This is a genomic window from Pseudomonas sp. OG7, assembly GCF_014192825.1.
GTDB lineage: Bacteria > Pseudomonadota > Gammaproteobacteria > Pseudomonadales > Pseudomonadaceae > Aquipseudomonas > Aquipseudomonas monteilii.
This window is the reverse complement of record NZ_JACHYK010000002.1, coordinates 778,103-795,597: the sequence shown is the minus strand read 5'-3', so window position 1 is coordinate 795,597 and position 17,495 is coordinate 778,103. Positions and strand designations below refer to the sequence as shown.

15 protein-coding genes and 2 pseudogenes are annotated in these 17,495 nt (G+C 63.6%); 10 read left to right on the top strand and 7 right to left on the bottom strand.

From position 1 onward, the window contains the following. Positions 1-110 precede the first annotated feature (110 nt). On the bottom strand, positions 111-989 hold the full coding sequence (locus tag FHW75_RS08055) for a LysR family transcriptional regulator (RefSeq protein ID WP_016714788.1): 879 nt from the start codon (positions 987-989) through the stop codon (positions 111-113). A 103-nt stretch (positions 990-1,092) separates the two neighbouring features. On the opposite strand from FHW75_RS08055, the gene FHW75_RS08050 reads away from it, so the two are divergent. Continuing rightward, on the top strand, positions 1,093-1,521 hold the full coding sequence (locus FHW75_RS08050; protein ID WP_016714787.1) for a PACE efflux transporter: 429 nt from the start codon (positions 1,093-1,095) through the stop codon (positions 1,519-1,521). Positions 1,522-1,562: 41 nt separating this feature from the next. On the opposite strand, the gene FHW75_RS08045 is transcribed toward FHW75_RS08050, so the two are convergent. The 5 genes from FHW75_RS08045 to FHW75_RS08025 form a co-directional block, all read right to left on the bottom strand. Then, positions 1,563-2,624: a hypothetical protein gene (locus FHW75_RS08045; RefSeq protein WP_016714786.1), complete on the bottom strand. Its 1,062-nt coding sequence runs from the start codon at positions 2,622-2,624 to the stop codon at positions 1,563-1,565. A 122-nt stretch (positions 2,625-2,746) separates the two neighbouring features. Beyond that, positions 2,747-3,415 carry a GntR family transcriptional regulator gene (locus tag FHW75_RS08040; protein ID WP_016714785.1) on the bottom strand — a complete coding sequence of 223 codons (669 nt, stop codon included), beginning with the start codon at positions 3,413-3,415 and terminating at the stop codon, positions 2,747-2,749. A gap of 16 nt (positions 3,416-3,431) precedes the next feature. Further along, positions 3,432-4,136, bottom strand: coding sequence for a FadR/GntR family transcriptional regulator (locus tag FHW75_RS08035; protein WP_016714784.1), 705 nt, complete (start codon positions 4,134-4,136; stop codon positions 3,432-3,434). A 44-nt stretch (positions 4,137-4,180) separates the two neighbouring features. Further along, entirely contained in the window at positions 4,181-5,494 is a 1,314-nt protein-coding gene (locus tag FHW75_RS08030; RefSeq protein WP_019097194.1) for a C4-dicarboxylate transporter DctA, read from the bottom strand. Between the two features lie 228 nt (positions 5,495-5,722). Next, positions 5,723-6,037, bottom strand: a complete 315-nt coding sequence (locus FHW75_RS08025) for a helix-turn-helix domain-containing protein (protein WP_025754409.1) — start codon at positions 6,035-6,037, stop codon at positions 5,723-5,725. A gap of 265 nt (positions 6,038-6,302) precedes the next feature. Here FHW75_RS08025 and FHW75_RS27125 point away from each other — a divergent pair. The 3 genes and pseudogenes from FHW75_RS27125 to FHW75_RS08015 form a co-directional block, all read left to right on the top strand. Next, positions 6,303-6,632, top strand: a pseudogene (locus FHW75_RS27125) (PAS domain-containing protein); the annotation flags it as partial. 741 nt (positions 6,633-7,373) lie between these two features. Next, positions 7,374-7,868: pseudogene (locus FHW75_RS27120) on the top strand (methyl-accepting chemotaxis protein); the annotation flags it as partial. A gap of 13 nt (positions 7,869-7,881) precedes the next feature. After that, positions 7,882-9,570 carry a bifunctional diguanylate cyclase/phosphodiesterase gene (locus tag FHW75_RS08015; RefSeq protein WP_025754408.1) on the top strand — a complete coding sequence of 563 codons (1,689 nt, stop codon included), beginning with the start codon at positions 7,882-7,884 and terminating at the stop codon, positions 9,568-9,570. 22 nt (positions 9,571-9,592) lie between these two features. Here the strand turns inward: FHW75_RS08015 and FHW75_RS08010 are convergent, their stop codons facing one another. Continuing rightward, positions 9,593-11,341 (bottom strand): sigma-54-dependent Fis family transcriptional regulator, encoded by a 1,749-nt coding sequence (locus FHW75_RS08010; RefSeq protein ID WP_183673457.1) that lies wholly within the window; start codon positions 11,339-11,341, stop codon positions 9,593-9,595. Between the two features lie 223 nt (positions 11,342-11,564). Here FHW75_RS08010 and FHW75_RS08005 point away from each other — a divergent pair, with 223 nt between their 5' ends. The 6 genes from FHW75_RS08005 to FHW75_RS07980 are packed head-to-tail and all read left to right on the top strand — an operon-like array spanning position 11,565 to position 17,481. Beyond that, positions 11,565-12,659, top strand: coding sequence for an ABC transporter ATP-binding protein (locus FHW75_RS08005; protein WP_019097190.1), 1,095 nt, complete (start codon positions 11,565-11,567; stop codon positions 12,657-12,659). Then, the gene (locus tag FHW75_RS08000; RefSeq protein WP_025754406.1) at positions 12,659-13,756 is read left to right on the top strand and encodes an ABC transporter ATP-binding protein; all 1,098 of its coding nucleotides are present in this window, start codon (positions 12,659-12,661) and stop codon (positions 13,754-13,756) included. Before FHW75_RS08005 ends, FHW75_RS08000 begins: the two co-directional genes overlap by 1 nt. Further along, a complete protein-coding gene (locus tag FHW75_RS07995; protein ID WP_016714776.1) occupies positions 13,753-14,616 on the top strand; it encodes a carbohydrate ABC transporter permease in 864 nt (287 codons plus the stop codon). Before FHW75_RS08000 ends, FHW75_RS07995 begins: the two co-directional genes overlap by 4 nt. A 3-nt stretch (positions 14,617-14,619) precedes the next feature. Then, entirely contained in the window at positions 14,620-15,420 is an 801-nt protein-coding gene (locus FHW75_RS07990) for a carbohydrate ABC transporter permease (protein WP_016714775.1), read from the top strand. 12 nt (positions 15,421-15,432) lie between these two features. Continuing rightward, on the top strand, positions 15,433-15,702 hold the full coding sequence (locus tag FHW75_RS07985) for a DUF2160 domain-containing protein (RefSeq protein WP_161989803.1): 270 nt from the start codon (positions 15,433-15,435) through the stop codon (positions 15,700-15,702). 39 nt (positions 15,703-15,741) lie between these two features. Next, on the top strand, positions 15,742-17,481 hold the full coding sequence (locus FHW75_RS07980) for an ABC transporter substrate-binding protein (RefSeq protein WP_019097187.1): 1,740 nt from the start codon (positions 15,742-15,744) through the stop codon (positions 17,479-17,481). The last annotated feature ends 14 nt before the right edge of the window (positions 17,482-17,495 follow it).

Here is a 17,495-nt window from a genome sequence, read left to right as displayed (position 1 = left end):
GCAGCGCGCTCATGACGCACTGCGGGGCCTGTCGACCGGGATATCGGCTAAAGGGGTAAAAGATTGAAGTACTTACAGAAAATTCTTACGGCCGTTTCGACAGACGGTAATCAACGGTTACTCAACTGCTGGATCAACAGCCGTGCGGCTTGCTGCAGCGGTTGTTGCTTGCGCCACAAGATGTGTACCGGCAACTGCAACTCGTTGCGTGTATTGCGAAAACCCAGGCGCACCAGGCGTCCGCTGGCGAGCAGCGGCGCAACCCGCGACAACGGCAGGTCGCCCCAGCCCAGGCCTGCTTCCACCATTTGCAACGCCAGGTCGAAGCTGTCGGTTGACCAGTGCGCTGCACCGATCAGCGGGCGCGGGTCGGCCATTGGCAGGTCGCGGCTGCGCACCAGAATCTGACGCACCTGGGTCAGGTCTTCGAGGTAATGGATGCGCCCCTCGCGCAAGGCCGGGTGGGCCGGCGACAGAGTGGCCACCAGCGACTCCATGCCGATGTGCTGGAAGCCTCGGCGGGCGTCGACCTGCAGGCCTGCAAAGGCCACGCAGAGGTCGGCGCGGCCACTGTCCAGCAGGTGCAGGGCTTCTTCCTGCGGGGCGCTGAGCAGGGCGATATCCAGCAGCGGGTGGCGTTCGCCAAGGTGTGCGATAGCCGCCAACAGTGGCCGGTGGTCGATGTCTGGTACCACGGCCAGGGTCAGGCTGCTTTCCAGCCCTTGAGACAGCTCCAGTGCGTGTACCTGCAGCAATCCCAATTGTTCGCCAATCAGTCTGGCGTGTGGTTCCAGGGCCAGGGCTTGGGCAGTTGGGCGAACCTCACGCGAACCCCGTTCGAACAAGCTGTAGCCCAGTTCCGCTTCAAGGTTGCCGATAGCCATGCTCACGGCTGAAGGCACGCGCCTGAGGGCGCGCGCGGCGGCAGAAAACGAACCGCAGTCGAGCACGGCTAGAAAAAGCTGGATGTTGTCGCTGGAAAAGTTCATGGCAGCCTCCTGTCAGTTGATCTGACAGCTGCTGACTTTTCCTGTCAAGCATGGTGAAGCATGATCGCGCCCCATCGCTTTTTGTCATTGGAGGTAACCCCGAGTGCAGGGATTGAAACGCAAACTGGTCTACGTGACTTTTTATGAGCTGATCGGGTTGTGCATGTCGACCCTCGGGCTGGCTTACCTGTCGGACACCCAGGCGTCGCATACCGGGCCGCTGGCGGTGATGATCACCACCATCGCCATGCTCTGGAACCTGGTTTACAACACCTTGTTCGAAGGGTGGGAGAGCCGCCAGGCCAAGCGTGGGCGCAGCGTGGCGCGGCGGGTGGCGCATGCCATCGGCTTTCAGCTGACGCTGGTGGTTTACCTGATTCCGCTGATTGCCTGGTGGCTCGACATGACACTGGTGGAGGCGTTGCTGGTGGACATGGCGTTCATCGTGCTGGTCCCTTGCTACACCTTTGCCTACAACTGGGCGTTTGATCGGGTGTTCGGGCTGCCAAGTTCCGCGATGGCCGCTGCCTGACAGGTTGCCTGTACCGGCCTCTGCGCAGGTACAGGCAACCCCTAAGGCGGCAGGCGAATGATCAAAGGCTCTTGCTGCTGCTTTACCTGCTGCTCCGCAGGTTGTTCAACCGGTCGCGGCACACTGGCCAGCAAACTGTCCTCAACCTGCCCCGACAAGTAATACACTCCCGCCATGGCCCCGCTTTGGCGGTTTTCCATCAACTCTTGCCATTCCTGGTTCAGCGCGACGTTGAGGATCACCCGCAACTGTTCGACCATCTGCGGGTGTTCGCGGTCATGGGTCATCATGCCGTAGCCGGCCGCGGCAATCGAAATCATCGCCCCCGCCACCTTGCCCACCGCCGACGCTACGGCACTGGCGATGCCGCGCGGCGCCAGGGTAGCGCCGAGCTTTTCGCTGGCCTGGGTGGCCACCGAGTTCAACCCGACATCGGTTCGCCCGGGGCCTTTGCTGGCCTGCTCATGCAAGTGCTGGCGCATGGCTTGCCAGGCCGGTTGCTGGTCCAGCGACTTGGCCCGAAGCAACTGGTACAGGCTGGCATTACGCGCATCCGGCGGCCCCAGGTGGATGGCGGGGATGCGGTTGAGGCGCTGGCTGACCTGCTCGGGCGGCGCGTTGTAGCGGCTGATGATGGCGGGTAGCTGCTGGCCGAGCAGCTGCAGGTACAGCTCGCAGGCGCGGTCGCGAATGCCCTCGGGATTGATCTGCTCGGCCACCGGCTCGATCACCCGCTCGTGGTATTGCTCCTGCAGGTACAGGGCCAGGCGCTTTTCCGCAGGTTCACGGCCTTCGCCGCTGTCGAGCTTGTACCAGGCCACTTTGAGGGTGAGCCACTGCTGGGTCCAGTAACCGGTGAACCAAGGGATGAAGTCGCTTTCGGTGCGCTGTTGTACCTGTTCCTTCCATACCCGCATGGAGCGCCGGGCATAGTCGTTGGCCGAGCCGGCTGCGCCGACCGAAGCGTCGATCAGCTCCTGGTCGATGCGTTGCCAGGCGGCGGGCGTGAGCACCGCAGGCGTAGGCGGGGCAGGTGGGCGCTTGCCCGCGCAGCCGGCCAGGGCCAACAGCAGGCACAGCAACAGAAGGATTCGAGCACTCACGCAACCGCCTCCCTGATAGAGGCTGGGGTGGTTTTTGCAGTATAGGGTGGCGTGCGAAGTACTGCCGTGCACCTTATCGCTTAGGCGACGCAATCCCTGTAGGACCGCGTCAGCATGAACGATCAATTCAGGTCGAGTTTTGCTTCCAGGCGGTCCAGGTGCTTGTGCATCAAACCCAACGCCGCCTCGGCATCGCCTTGCTCCACGGCATCGATGATGGCCGCGTGTTCTTCCCATGCACAGTGGTCGCAACACGGTGATTCGTAGCGGGCGATGATCAGTGAGGTCATCGGCACCAGCCCATTGAGGAACCGTGCCAGCGGCGCATTGGCCGCCACCTGCGCCAGTTTCAGGTGAAACTCACCGCCCAGGCGGATCGCCGCGCAGCGCTCACCGCTTTCGTGGTGCTGGCGCTCGCGCTCTACCAGTTGCCGCAGCTGGCGCACCTGCGCCGGCCGTGCGCGCTGGGTGGCCAGGGTAATCAGCGTGGTTTCGGCCAGGCGCCGGGCGCTGAGCACTTGACGTGCCTGATCCGGGTCGGGCGCGGCCAGGTGCGCGGTGTGGCTGGGGCGCTGCACCACCACCTGCTGGTCGGACAGGCGCCCAAGCACACGACGAATCACGGTGCGACTGACACCAAAGGCATGCCCCAACGCCTGCTCGGGCAGCAGCGCGCCCGGGGGCAGGCGCTGTTCGAGAATGGCGTCGAACAGCCGGGGGTAGATCTGCTCGGCCGACAGGCGGGTTTCGCCGGCCGCAAGCAGGGCGGGCAGGTGAGGGGCGGCGTTCATGGTCGCTCTCCTGGGGTCATGGATGCGGGTGTTCGTCCGGGATGTTCAGCGAAATGCCCATGCGCTGGCCTTCGGCGAGGATGTGCTGGCGCATCTGGGCACTGGCCTGGGCGCTGTTGCGTTCACGTATGGCACGTACCACTGCTTCGTTCTCCTTTAGCCGCGCCGCCAGGTGCTCGGGCGAGTTGCGCAGCATGTCGGCGCTCTGTTTCAGGGCATTGCCGGTCTGCTGCACCACGCTCTGGAAGATCGGGTTGGTGGTGAGCGCGAACAGCGCTTCATGGAAGGCGATGTAGGCCTTCACGCCGGCTTCGCTGTCATCGGCCTCCAGCGCTTCGCGCATGTCCATCAGGGTCAGGCGTAACTGGCCGATGTCCTGGCTGTTGGCCGATTGCGCCACAAGGCCAACGATGAAGGGCTCAAGGGTGTAGCGCAGTTCCAGTACGTCGGCCAGGCTGGCCGCAGCGCTGGTGTCGATGCCGGGTTCCTGGAGGGTGGCATCGGCGTCCAGTACCAGTACGCCCTTGCCTGGCAACGAGCGGACCAGGCCCAGGGTCTCCAGCACGGTCACCGCTTCGCGCAGGCTAGGGCGGCTGATGCCCAGTTGTTCGGCCAGCTCGCGCTGGCCCGGCAGCATGTCGCCGGTGCGCCATTGGCCCCGGGCCAAGGCCTGGCGCAGTTTTTCCACCACTGAGTTGACGACGGTTGATGAGCTGATCACGGTTCGCTCCTGCAAGGGCCGGCGTGATCGCCGGCCGCTCTGGTTCAGAATTCCTGTTGATGGTGCGTGTTGGGCTGTTTGCGCGGCGTGGGGGCAAAGCCGGGCTTGCCGTCGAGCACGTTCTGCGCGCGCTCCAGGTCAATGTCCTTTTCCCAGCGGGCGATGGCCACGGTGGCCACGCAGTTGCCAATGAGGTTGGTCAATGCCCGCCCGATGCCCATGAACCAGTCCACTGCCAGCACCAGCACCAGGCCAACCACCGGAATCGCGGGTACGGCGGTCAAGGTGGCGGCCAGGATGACCAGTGCCGAGCCTGGGATGCCGTGAGCGCCCTTGGACGTCACCAGCGACACCAGCAGGATGGTCAGCAGGTCGGTCATTTCCAGCGGCGTGCCGGTGGCGTTGGCGATGAACACGATGGCCAGGGTCAGGTAGATGGAGAAGCCGTCGAGGTTGAACGAGTACCCCGTCGGGATCACCAGGCCGACGGTGGAGCTGCCAATGCCCAGGTGCTCCAGCTTGCGCATGATCTGCGGCAGCACGGCGTCGGAAGAGGCGGTGCCCAGCACGATGGTCAGCTCTTCACGCAGGTACTTGAGGAGCGGCAACAGCTTCAGGCCCGACAGGCGCATGACCGTCCCCAGCACGATCAGCACGAAGCCGGCACAGGTCAGGTAGAACAGTGCGACCAGCCCGCCCAGGTGCTGCAGCGATTCCAGGCCGTATTTGCTGGTGGTGAAGGCGATGGCGCCGAATACGCCGATAGGCGCCAGACGTACGATCATGCCCATGATGCGGAAGATCACATGGCTCAGTTCGTTGATCAGCCGCGAAATGCCGGCGGCCGAGTCACCCACCAGGTTCAGCGCACTGCCGAACAGTACCGAGAACAACAGCACCTGAAGAATGTTGTTGTCGGCGAAGGCACCGATCACCGAGGTGGGGATCAGGTCCATGAAGAACGCCGTGGCGCCGTGAATGTGCTGGCCGCGCTCGGCCAGGCCGTTGGCATCGGCGGTGGACAACTGGTCCAGGTGAATGTTGGCACCGCTACCAATGCCACTGCTGAAGGCGAACACCAGGCCGATCACCAGCGCCAGGGTGGTCAGCACTTCGAAGTAGATCACTGACTTCAGGCCGATGCGCCCGACCTTTTTCAGGTCGCCCGCGCCCGAGATACCGCTGACCACCACGCAGAATACGATCAGGCCGATGAGCATCTTGATCAGCTTGATGAAACCGTCCCCAAGGGGCTTGAGTTGCAGGGAAAGGTCGGGAAAGCTGAGACCGCAGGCGATGCCGAGGGCAAGGCCGAGCACGACTTGCAGGAAGATCGAACGCGAGCACCATTTAAGCATGGGATTGATCTCTGATCGGTGTCCTTGCTTCGGTAGCCGCACGGGGCGAAAGAGCGCAGGACTTAATTATTGTGGTCTTACCGGTTTGTTCAGCGCGGGGCCATAAAAGCGCGAAAAATCCGACTTTGCAAGGGTTTTCGGCCTTACCGGTCTGACCAGTTATGGGGCAATCTGGCCTGCCAGGCTCTACTTCGGTGCATGCCGTGAAGTGGGTATGCGCGAATCAGTTCAGGGCTTGGCCAGTGCCTGCTCCACTGCTGCAATCAGCTTGCCAAGATCCTTGGGCGGTGCGTTGTGGATGACGCCGAACAGGTAGGCGCGCTGCTCCTCTTCGTCGTCCGGCTCGGCGAAGAAGTCCTTGGGTTTGACGCCCAGCACCTGAGCAAACTCCATGAGTGCATCGATGCTGGGTGTATAGGTGCTGGTTTCGAAGCGGCTGATGGTCTTGGGATCGAAGCCGGTCCGTTCGGCCAGTTGTGCCTGGGTCAGGCCCGCCAGCTTGCGGTAGCGGCGCAGGGCGGTACCCAAAGCTGATCTCGTCATCACTTAATTCCCATTTAGAATCAAGAACTTAACGATATCTATCAACATGGCGCAACGCCATGATTGATCACCTTTGTTTTATTTATGTGATGAATTTCGTAGAATTCACGGCTTGACCGGTCAGTCATCGTCAACATCCCTGCGTGGTTCGGCCTCGTGCCCAACGGCGGGAAGCGCATGTGCCATTTGGAGCGGATCGCTACGGATCGGTTCCGATGGTTGTCGATGAGCTGAGTACCGGTACGTCAGTGAATGGAGTCTCATCGTGCGCCTCAACTTGCCGGTTACCCCGGTCGAGCAACGTTTTCCCTCTGATCAGCGGCTGATTTCTGCTACCGATACCGCCAGCCTGATCACCTACTGCAACCCCGAATTCGCCGCTATCAGCGGCTACAGTGAGGCCGAACTGATCGGCAGCCCGCACAACCTGGTGCGCCACCCGGACATGCCGCCGGCGGTGTACGCGTTGATGTGGCGCTACCTGAAAGCTGGCAAGAGCTGGATGGGCATCGTCAAGAACCGCTGCCGTAACGGCGACTACTACTGGGTCAACGCTTACGTCACGCCTATCCTCGAAGGCGGGCGTGTGGTCGGCTACGAGTCGGTGCGGGTGTGCCCCACGCGTGAGCAGGTGGCCCGTGCCGAAGCCCTGTATGCGCGGCTGCGCAACGGCCAGGCGGCAGTGTCGGTGCCGCGTCGGCTGAACGTGCTGGCGCAGGCGCTGGCCTTGCCACTGGCGGGCGGGCTGCTGGCACTGGGCGCCAACCAGCTATGGCCTGGCCTGGTGGGGCAGGGGCTGACCCTGGGGCTGTTCCTGGCCTACGGCCTGTGGGCAAGCGATGCCATTGGCCGGCAGTTGCAGCGGGTTGTGCAAGGCGCCGACGGTGCCTTCGCCGACCCGGTTGCAGCCTTGACCTACAGCGACTTGCCGGGTGCCGCCGGGCAACTGCAACTGATGCTGATCAGCGAAGAGGCACGCCTGAAAACCGCATTGACGCGGTTAAGCGACCTGGCCGGGCAAATGGCCGTGGCCGCCCACGATGCCGGGCAGCTGTCGCGCGGCACCGAGGCCGCGCTGCTGGAGCAACGTGCCGAAACCGACCTGAGCGCCACCGCAATGAACCAGATGGCTGCCTCCATCGGTGAAGTGGCCAACCATGTCCAGTTGACCGCCGCCGAGGCACACACCGCGCACCTGCTGGCCGAGCAGGGTAGCCAGGTGGCAGATGCCAGCGGTGCAGCCATTCGTACCTTGGCCAGCACCGTGACGCAGATCAACCAGGCGGTCAGCCAGCTGGCCGGTCAGACCGGTGCCATCGCGGAGGCTGCCGGGATGATCCGCGGCATTGCCGAGCAAACCAACCTGCTGGCCCTCAACGCTGCCATCGAGGCAGCGCGTGCGGGCGAGCAAGGGCGCGGCTTTGCCGTGGTCGCCGATGAGGTGCGGGCGCTGGCCGACAAGACCCGCCAGTCGACCCTGCACATCCAGGCCATCATCGATGCGCTGCGCAGTGGCGCCGAAGAAGCCGTGGTGATCGCCAGCCAGGGCATCGAAGGTGCCGAACTGGGCGTTGCCCAGGTGCAGGAAGCGCGACAGGCGCTGCATGGCATTCGCGATGCGGTGCAGCGCATCAGCGACATGAGCCAGCAGATGGCGACCGCTTCGCAGCAGCAGTCGGCAGTGGCCGAAGATGTTTCGCGGCAGATCAACGGCGTAGCCGGTATTGCCCAGCACAGCGCCCACAGCGCCAACGCCGCTGCCTCGCGCGGCGCCGAACTGGAACAGGTGTGCGCCGGATTGCGCGCCCTGGTGGAGCGCTTCAACCGCTAAGGCAGGATGCTTTATGGATGATATCTATCGCGCGGCCGTGGACGCGGCCGCGATCTTTTCGGAAACCGACCTGCGTGGGAACATCACCTACGTCAACCAGCAGTTCTGCAGCATCTCGGGCTACAGCCGCGAGGAACTGCTGGGAGCCAACCACCGTATCCTCAACTCCGGCCTGCACGAGCCGGCGTTCTTCGTCGGCATGTGGCGGGCCCTGGCCGCCGGGCGGGTGTGGAAGGGCGAGATCTGCAACCGGTCCAAGGACGGTTCGCTGTACTGGGTCGACAGCACCATGGTGCCCTTGGTCGACCCGCTGACCGGCCTGGTGCGCAAGTACGTGTCGATCCGCTTTGACGTCACCGAGAAACGCCAACTGCTGCACACCTTGCAATGGCGGGTGGGGCACGATGTGCTCACTGGCCTGCCCAATCGTGCCTACCTGTCCGACCTGTTGAACCAGGCCCTGGCCTACTCGCGGCGTGAAGACATCCCGCTGGCGGTGTGCATGCTCGACCTGGATGGCTTCAAGGCGGTCAACGACGGTTACGGGCACGCGGTGGGCGACCTGCTGCTGGTGGAAGTGGCGCAGCGCCTTAAGCGCATCCTGCGCGGGGGTGATGCGGTGGCCCGGTTGTCGGGCGACGAGTTCGTGCTGATCCTGCGCGACTTCGATGATGAGCGAAAGCTGCATGCAGCCCTGCGGCGGGTATTGCGGGCATTGGCGGCCCCCTGTGTGGTTCGGGGGCACACGCTTTCGCTCAGCGCCAGTATCGGCGTGACCCTGTACCCGCAGGATGATGAAGATGCCGATACCCTGGTGCGCCATGCCGACCAGGCCATGTATGTGGCCAAGCAGCGCGGGCGCAACCGGTATCACGTGTTCGACGTGTCGCAGGAGCAGGAGCTCAAGGCCACTCACCAGACAGTGGCGCGGGTGCGACGGGCCCTTAACAACCGAGAGCTTTGCCTTTACTACCAGCCCAAGGTCAACCTGCGCAGCGGCCAGGTGCTGGGCTTCGAGGGCTTGCTGCGCTGGCAGCGGCCAGGCCGTGGCGTGGTGCCGCCCGGCGATTTCCTGCCTTGGGTAGAGCAGACCGACCTGATCGTTGAAATCGGCGAGTGGGTGCTCGACCAGGCCTTGATCCAGTTGCAGGCCTGGCAGCAGCAAGGGCAGCCTTGGTCGCTGAGTGTGAATATCGCCGCGCGGCATTTACAGCGCAGTGACTTTGCCGAGCGCCTGCAGCAGCTGCTGGCAGCGTACCCGGCGGTGGACCCGGCCAGGCTGGACCTGGAAATCGTCGAATCCGTTGCCATCGACAACCTGCAGCACGTCAGCCGTTGCCTGGACGCCTGCCGCGCACTGGGCGTGCGCTTCTCGCTGGACGATTTCGGCACCGGCTATTCGTCGTTGAGTTACCTGAAACGCTTGCCGACCCAGACGATCAAGATCGATCAGTCGTTCGTGCGTGACATCCTCCATGATCAGGACGACCTGGCGCTCACAGCAGCGGTGATTGGCCTGGCCCGGGCCTTTGGCCGGGAGGTGATCGCCGAGGGGCTGGAGAGCGTCGAGCACGGCCGGGTGCTGATGGGGCTGGGCTGCGAGCTGGCGCAGGGGTACTGCATTGCCCGGCCTATGCCGGCCAGTGAAGTGCAAGCCTGGGCACAGGCTTACCGGCAACCGGTCCAGTGGCGTAATCCTTGAGCGGCCGTGCAGGTCAATAGATTCATCGCTCACGCAGCCGCTTGTAGAGGGTGGTCCGGCTGATCCCCAGGCCGCGCGCCACTGCTGACAGGTTGCCATTGGCTTGTTCAACCAGCGTCTGCAGGTCTACCGCTTCGGTCGCCACCAGCACAGGCACCTGCAACTCGGCCAGAAACCCTGCAGGCAGGTGCTCGACGCCGACGGGCCCGCTGCCCGCCAAAGCCAGTGCCACCTGCAGCACACTGACCAGTTCGCGCACATTGCCAGGCCAGGGGTGCTGATCGAGCAACTCCATAATGGCCGGGGGCAGCCGCGCCGGTTGCCCAGGCTCGCGGTAGCGAGCATGCACCTGGTCGATCAACTGCCGCCGGTCCGCACGCTCGCGCAGCGGCGGCAGCACCACCGTCAGCCCGGCAATGCGGTAGTACAAATCCTGACGAAAGCGCCCGGCACGCACCTCTTCGGCCAGGTCGCGGTTGCTCGCCGACACCACGCGGATATCCACCGCTACCGGTTCACCGCTGCCCAGCGGCTGGATGCTGCGCGATTGCAACACGCGCAGCAGGCGGGCCTGGGTAGGCAGCGGCATGTCGCCGATCTCATCGAGAAACAGGATGCCGTGGTCGGCCTTGCGGATCAGCCCCGGGTTGCCTTTGTGGTGGGCGCCGGTGAACGCGCCTTTGTCGTAGCCGAACAGCTCCGACTCCACCAGTTCGGCCGGGATCGCCGCGCAGTTGACGGCGACCAGGGGCTTGTCGGCGCGGCTGCTGGCACGGTGCAGGGTTTCCACGAACACTTCCTTGCCCACACCGGTTTCACCCTGCACCAACACTGGAATGTCCTTTTCCAGCAGCAGGCCGGCCTGCACTCGCGCTTTTTCCAGGCGTGGTTCGCTGTTGCCAGGTTCAGGGCGGCGGGGTGTTTCGCGTGGCGGTTGCCACTGACAATGAAAGCGGTTGCGCCCGGTGGCCTGGAGGGCGAAGGGCTGTTGCCGGGGATGGCTGAGCAACTGCTGCAGGGGCAACTGGAACAGCTGCTCGATGTTCTGCTGCAACGGGTTACCACCGAGCAGGCTGTCGGCCCGGTGGTTGGCGGCCAGCACCTGCCCATGCTCAGCGAACACCAGCAGGCCGGCCCAGGGGCTGTCGAGGTTGTCGGAGGCGCTGTTGAAGATCAGTTGTGCATGCTGGTCGGCATGCGCGGCGAAGATCAGGCGGTTTTCCAGGCTCTGGCCCATCATGCGCACCAGGCCCAGTGTCTGGCTGGGCGGCAGATAGCCGTCGCTGGCCACGTCGAACACCCCGACCAGTTGCCGCGCAGCGTCGAACAGGGGGGCGGCGGCGCTGGACATGTAGCGGTTCTGGCGCAGGAAGTGCTCGTCCTGGCCGACGTGAATGGCCTGGGCACAAATCAGCGCGGTGCCCAAGGCATTGGTGCCAACGCCGCGCTCGTGCCAGTGGGCGCCGGCGCTGAAACCATGCTGTTGGCGCGGTTCGATGAAGCGCCGCGAACCCCAGCTGTCGAGCAGGCAGCCGCTGGCATCGGCCAGCATCACCAGGTAGCTGGCGTTGCCCAGCAGGTGTGCATATTGCGGCAGCACTTCCTCGCGGGTCAGGCGCAGCAGGGCCTGGCGTTTCTCCAGCAGTTCGCTGAGTTCGGCGCGGGTCAGGCAGTCGAAGTCCGGTGCGTGCTGCGGTTGCAAACCGTGATCGCGGCAGCGGGCCCAGGATGCCTGGATGAGTTGGGCATGGGTCGAAGCGGATGCGGCCATGGGCCTGTCCTGTGTGGTTGTTGTTATGGGCGGACCGCTGTTCAGTGTTGTTCACGGGTGTTCATTGTCAAACCGGCAGGTGTTCAGTTGTTCAGTGAATGTGTTCATTTGTGAACCCCCGGTTTGCATGGTCTGCGGCCGAGGCCCCAAGCCAGAGCATCGGGGAGCAACTGGCACGGAACTGGCTGTTCCCGGCAGACAACAACGACAAGAAGGCCATGCCATGTCCCTGGTGCTGGAGCAGGTCAGTCGCAGCGTCGACAACCAGCCGTGGATCGTCGATGCCTCGCTGCGTTTCGAGCCTGGTTCGTTCAACGTGCTGCTGGGTCGCACCCTGGCCGGCAAGACCAGCCTGATGCGCCTGATGGCCGGGCTCGATCGCCCGGACCGGGGCCGGGTGCTGATGGATGGCCAGGACGTGACGGGTGTGCCGGTGCGCCAGCGCAACGTGTCGATGGTGTACCAGCAGTTCATCAATTACCCGACCCTGAGCGTGTACGAAAACATCGCCTCGCCGCTGCGCCAGGCGCGTATGACCGAGGCGGACATCCGCAGGCGTGTGCAGGAAACTGCCGAGATGTTGCGCATCGAAACCTACCTGCAGCGCCTGCCGCTGGAGCTGTCCGGCGGCCAGCAGCAACGCACGGCGATGGCCCGGGCGCTGGTCAAGGATGCCTCGTTGATCCTCTTTGACGAGCCGTTGGTCAACCTCGACTACAAGTTGCGCGAAGGCCTGCGCCAGGAGCTTCGCGAGCTGTTCGCGGCGCGCCACTGCATTGCGGTATACGCCACCACCGAGCCCAACGAGGCGCTGGCGCTGGGCGGCACCACCACCCTTGTGCATGAGGGCCGCATCGTGCAAAGCGGCCCCACCGCCGAGGTGTATCAGCGCCCGGGCAGTGTGCTGGCGGCCGAGCTGTTCTCCGAGCCGCCGATCAACCTGGTGCCTGGCCGTATCAGTGGCAACGAGGTGAGCCTGGCCCAGGCCGTGCATTTTGCCCGCAATGCCGACTTGCAGGCGCTTGCCGAAGGCGACTACCGCTTTGGCGTGCGCCCCAGCCATATCACCCTGGTGCCGGCCCACGATGATGACCTGGAACTGGCGGTGCTGGTGGAGCTGGCGGAGATCAGCGGTTCCGAAACCTTCCTGCATGTGCGCAACGAGCATTGGCGCATGATCCTGCACCTGCCCGGGGTTCACGAATACCAGGTGGACACGCCGATCCGCGTGTTCATCCCCACCCACAAGCTGTTCGTCTTCGACAGCGCCGGGGCGTTGGTGCAGGCCCCGGGGTTGCGCCAGGCAAGGAGAGGGTGATGGCCGAAATCCGCCTGCGCCAACTGGCGCACAGTTACAGTCGCCAGCCCGCCAGCGAGGCGGACTATGCCCTGCACGCGCTAGAGCATGTATGGGAGCAGGGCGGCGCCTACGCGTTGCTTGGGCCGTCGGGCTGCGGCAAGTCGACCCTGCTCAATATCATTTCCGGGCTGCTGACGCCGTCCCATGGCGAGGTGCTGTTCGACGGCAAACCGGTCAACCAGCTGTCGCCGCAAGCGCGCAACATTGCCCAGGTGTTTCAGTTCCCGGTGGTGTACGACACCATGACGGTGTTCGACAACCTGGCCTTCCCCTTGCGCAACCAAGGGCTGGATGAAGCCCGGGTGCGTGCCCGGGTGGAAGAAATTGCCGAGGTGCTCGACCTGTCTGCCGTGTTGCGCAAGAAGGCGCGCAACCTCAGCGCCGACGAAAAGCAGAAAGTCTCCATGGGCCGCGGCCTGGTGCGCGATGACGTGTCGGCGATCCTGTTCGACGAGCCGCTGACAGTGATCGACCCGCACCTGAAGTGGAAGCTGCGGCGCAAGCTGAAGCAGATTCACGAGCAGTTCAACATCACCATGATCTACGTCACCCATGACCAGCTGGAGGCATCGACCTTCGCTGACAAGATCGCAGTGATGCACGGTGGCCGCATCGTTCAGTTCGGCACCCCGCGTGAGCTGTTCGAGCGGCCCCGGCATACCTTTGTCGGCTACTTCATCGGCAGCCCGGGCATGAACCTGATCGAGGTGCGTGCCGAAGCCGACGGGGTGGCGTTTGGTGATGTCCACCTGGCGCTGCCCGATGGCCTGCGCGAACGGCTGGCGGCAACGGCAGGCGGGCGCTTGCAAGTGGGCATCCGACCAGAATTCGTGCAGCTGTGGGACAGCCCGTTCGATGGCGCCATCCCCGCACGCGTGCTGGATATCGAAGACCTGGGCACCTACCGCATCGTCACCGTCGAAGTAGGCGGTGTCGCGCTGAAGGCGCGCCTGGGCGAGGACCGCCCGTTGCCTGTGGATCAGGCCTGGGTCAGCTTGCCGGCGCAGTGGTTGATGCTGTACGTCGACGATGTGCTGCTGGAGGCCGGGCCATGAACAAAGTGCCGAACAACAAAGCCTGGTGGCTGGTGCTGCCGGTGTTCCTGCTGGTGGCGTTCAGCGCGGTGGTACCGATGATGACCGTGGTCAACTACTCGGTGCAGGATATTTTCGACCAGTCCAACCGCTACTTCGTCGGTGCCGACTGGTACCGCCAGGTGCTGCGCGACCCGGCGTTGCATGATGCGCTACTGCGCCAGTTCATCTATTCCGCCTGCGTACTGCTGATCGAGATCCCGCTGGGCATCGGCATTGCCCTGACCATGCCGACCAAGGGGCGCATGGCGTCGGTGTGCCTGATCGTCATGGCCATCCCGCTGCTGATCCCGTGGAACGTGGTGGGCACCATCTGGCAGATCTTCGGCCGTGCCGACATCGGCCTGCTTGGCGCTACCCTGGCCAAGCTCGGGGTCAGCTACAACTACGCCGGCGACCCGTTCGACGCCTGGCTTACGGTGCTGGTGATGGACGTATGGCACTGGACGTCACTGGTGGCACTGCTGTGCTATTCGGGCCTGCGCGCCATCCCCGACGTGTACTACCAGGCCGCGCGCATCGACCGTGCTTCGGGCTGGGCGGTGTTCCGCCACATCCAGCTGCCCAAGCTGAAGAATGTGCTACTCATCGCGGTGATGCTGCGCTTCATGGACAGCTTCATGATCTACACCGAGCCGTTCGTGCTGACCGGTGGCGGGCCGGGTAACGCCACCACTTTCCTCAGCCAGACCCTCACGCGCATGGCCGTGGGGCAGTTCGACCTGGGCCCGGCGGCGGCGTTCTCGCTGGTGTACTTCCTGATCATCCTGCTGGTGTCGTGGCTGTTCTACACAGCCATGACCCATGCCGACAAGGACTAGCCCATGAGCACGCGCAAAACGCTGGCCCTGCTGCTGTATTTCTTCTTCCTGCTGGTGCCGATCTACTGGTTGCTGAACATGTCGTTCAAGAGCAACACCGAGATCCTTGGCGGCCTGACCCTGTGGCCGCAGGCATTCACCCTCGACAACTACCGGGTGATCTTCACCGATGCCAGCTGGTACAGCGGTTACATCAACTCGCTGTACTACGTGTGCCTGAACACGCTGATTTCGTTGCTGGTGGCGCTGCCGGCGGCCTATGCCTTCTCGCGCTACCGCTTCCTCGGCGACCGGCACCTGTTCTTCTGGCTGCTGACCAACCGCATGGCGCCCCCGGCGGTGTTCCTGCTGCCGTTCTTCCAGCTGTACTCGTCGATCGGCCTGTTCGACACCCATATAGCCGTGGCCCTGGCCCATTGCCTGTTCAACGTGCCGCTGGCGGTGTGGATCCTGGAGGGCTTCATGTCGGGCGTGCCAAAGGAAATCGACGAAACGGCCTACATCGACGGCTACAGCTTCCCGCGCTTCTTCATGAAGATCTTCATTCCGCTGATTGGCTCTGGTATCGGCGTGACGGCGTTTTTCTGCTTCATGTTTTCCTGGGTCGAGCTGCTGCTGGCGCGCACCCTGACCTCGGTGAATGCCAAGCCGATTGCGGCCGTGATGACCCGCACCGTGTCGGCCTCGGGTATCGACTGGGGGGTGCTGGCGGCGGCGGGGGTACTGACCATTTTGCCGGGCATGCTGGTGATCTGGTTCGTGCGCAACCATGTGGCCAAGGGCTTTGCCCTGGGCCGGGTGTGAGGAGGGCAACGCATGGAGTGGATGGCCTGGACCTTGCCGACGGCGCTGTTCTTTGCTGCCGTTGGTGTGCTGCTGCTGGGCATGACACTGCTTGAGCTGCGCCGCCCTTGCGTGGAGCGGCGCGGCTTCTTGCCGTTGGTCACCAGCCGGGGTGACCGCTTGTTCATCGGCCTGCTGGCCAGCGCCTACCTGCATTTGCTGGTGGTCGGCGTCAGCGAGTGGCCGTTGTGGGTGGCCTCGCTGCTGTCGCTGGCGTGGCTGGTGGTGCTGCGCTGGGGCTGAGCGAGCGGCCCTGTGGATTAACAGAAACGGGAGATCACAATGTTCGATAACAAGCATAAAACGCGACATTTGACCCTGGCCGCGTTGCTGGTGCTGGCCAGCGTGCATGGCACAGCCTGGGCCGACCAATACGAGGACGCAGCGAAGAAATGGCTTGGCAGCGAGTTCAAGCCATCGACGCTAACCCCGGAACAGCAGATGGCCGAGATGAAGTGGTTCATCAAGGCCGCCGAGCCGTTCCGTGGCATGAAGATCAACGTGGTGTCGGAAACCATCACCACCCATGAATACGAATCCAAGGTGCTGGCCAAGGCCTTCAGCGAAATCACCGGCATCCAGCTGACCCACGACCTGCTCCAGGAAGGCGACGTGGTGGAGAAACTGCAGACACAGATGCAGTCGGACAAGAACATCTACGACGGTTGGGTCAACGACTCCGACCTGATCGGTACGCACTTTCGCTACGGCAAGGTGGAATCGATCACCGACCTGATGGCCAACGAAGGCAAGGACTACACCTCGCCGACCCTGGACCTCAAGGACTTCATCGGCATTTCCTTCACCACTGCGCCAGACGGCAAGGTCTACCAGCTGCCCGACCAGCAGTTCGCCAACCTGTACTGGTTCCGCGCCGACTGGTTCGAGCGCCCTGACCTGAAGGCCAGGTTCAAGGAAAAGTACGGCTACGAGCTGGGTGTGCCGGTGAACTGGTCGGCCTATGAAGACATTGCCAAGTTCTTTACCGAAGACGTCAAGGAAATCGACGGCAAGCGCGTCTATGGCCATATGGATTACGGCAAGAAAGACCCGTCGCTGGGCTGGCGCTTCACGGATGCCTGGTTCTCCATGGCCGGCGGTGGCGACAAAGGGCTGCCCAACGGCCTGCCGGTGGATGAATGGGGCATTCGCGTGGAGGACTGCCACCCGGTGGGCTCCAGTGTGACCCGTGGCGGCGACACCAACGGCCCGGCCGCTGTATATGCCACCCAGAAGTACGTGGACTGGATGCGTGCCTATGCGCCCAAGGAAGCGCAGGGCATGACCTTCTCCGAGGCGGGGCCGGTGCCGGCGCAGGGCAACATCGCCCAGCAGATCTTCTGGTACACCGCGTTTACCGCCGACATGACCAAGCCCGGATTGCCGGTGGTGAATGCCGATGGCACGCCGAAGTGGCGCATGGCGCCCTCGCCGAAGGGACCTTATTGGGAGGAGGGAATGAAGCTGGGCTATCAGGACACGGGATCGTGGACGTTCTTCAAGTCCACCCCCGAGAAGCAACGCCTGGCAGCGTGGTTGTATGCCCAGTTCGTCACCTCCAAGACCGTCTCGCTGAAGAAGACCATTGTCGGCCTGACGCCGATTCGCGAGTCGGACATCAACTCCCAGGCCATGACCGACCTGGCACCCAAGCTGGGTGGGCTGGTGGAGTTCTACCGCAGCCCGGCACGGGTGCAGTGGACACCCACCGGTACCAACGTACCGGATTATCCACGGTTGGCGCAGTTGTGGTGGAGCCATATCGCCGAGGTGGCCAGCGGCGAGAAGACCCCGCAGGAAGCGCTGGATGGCCTGGCGCGGGATCAGGACCGCATGATGGAACGCTTGCAACGGTCCAATGCCCAGGCCACCTGTGCGCCCAAGCTGAACCCGGAGAAGGATGCCCAGTACTGGTTCGACCAGCCGGGTGCTCCGAAACCCAAGCTGGCCAACGAAAAACCCAAGGGCGAGACGGTCAGCTACAACGAGCTGCTTAAATCGTGGGAAGCGGCCAGGAAGTGATCGCCTAAGCTCAG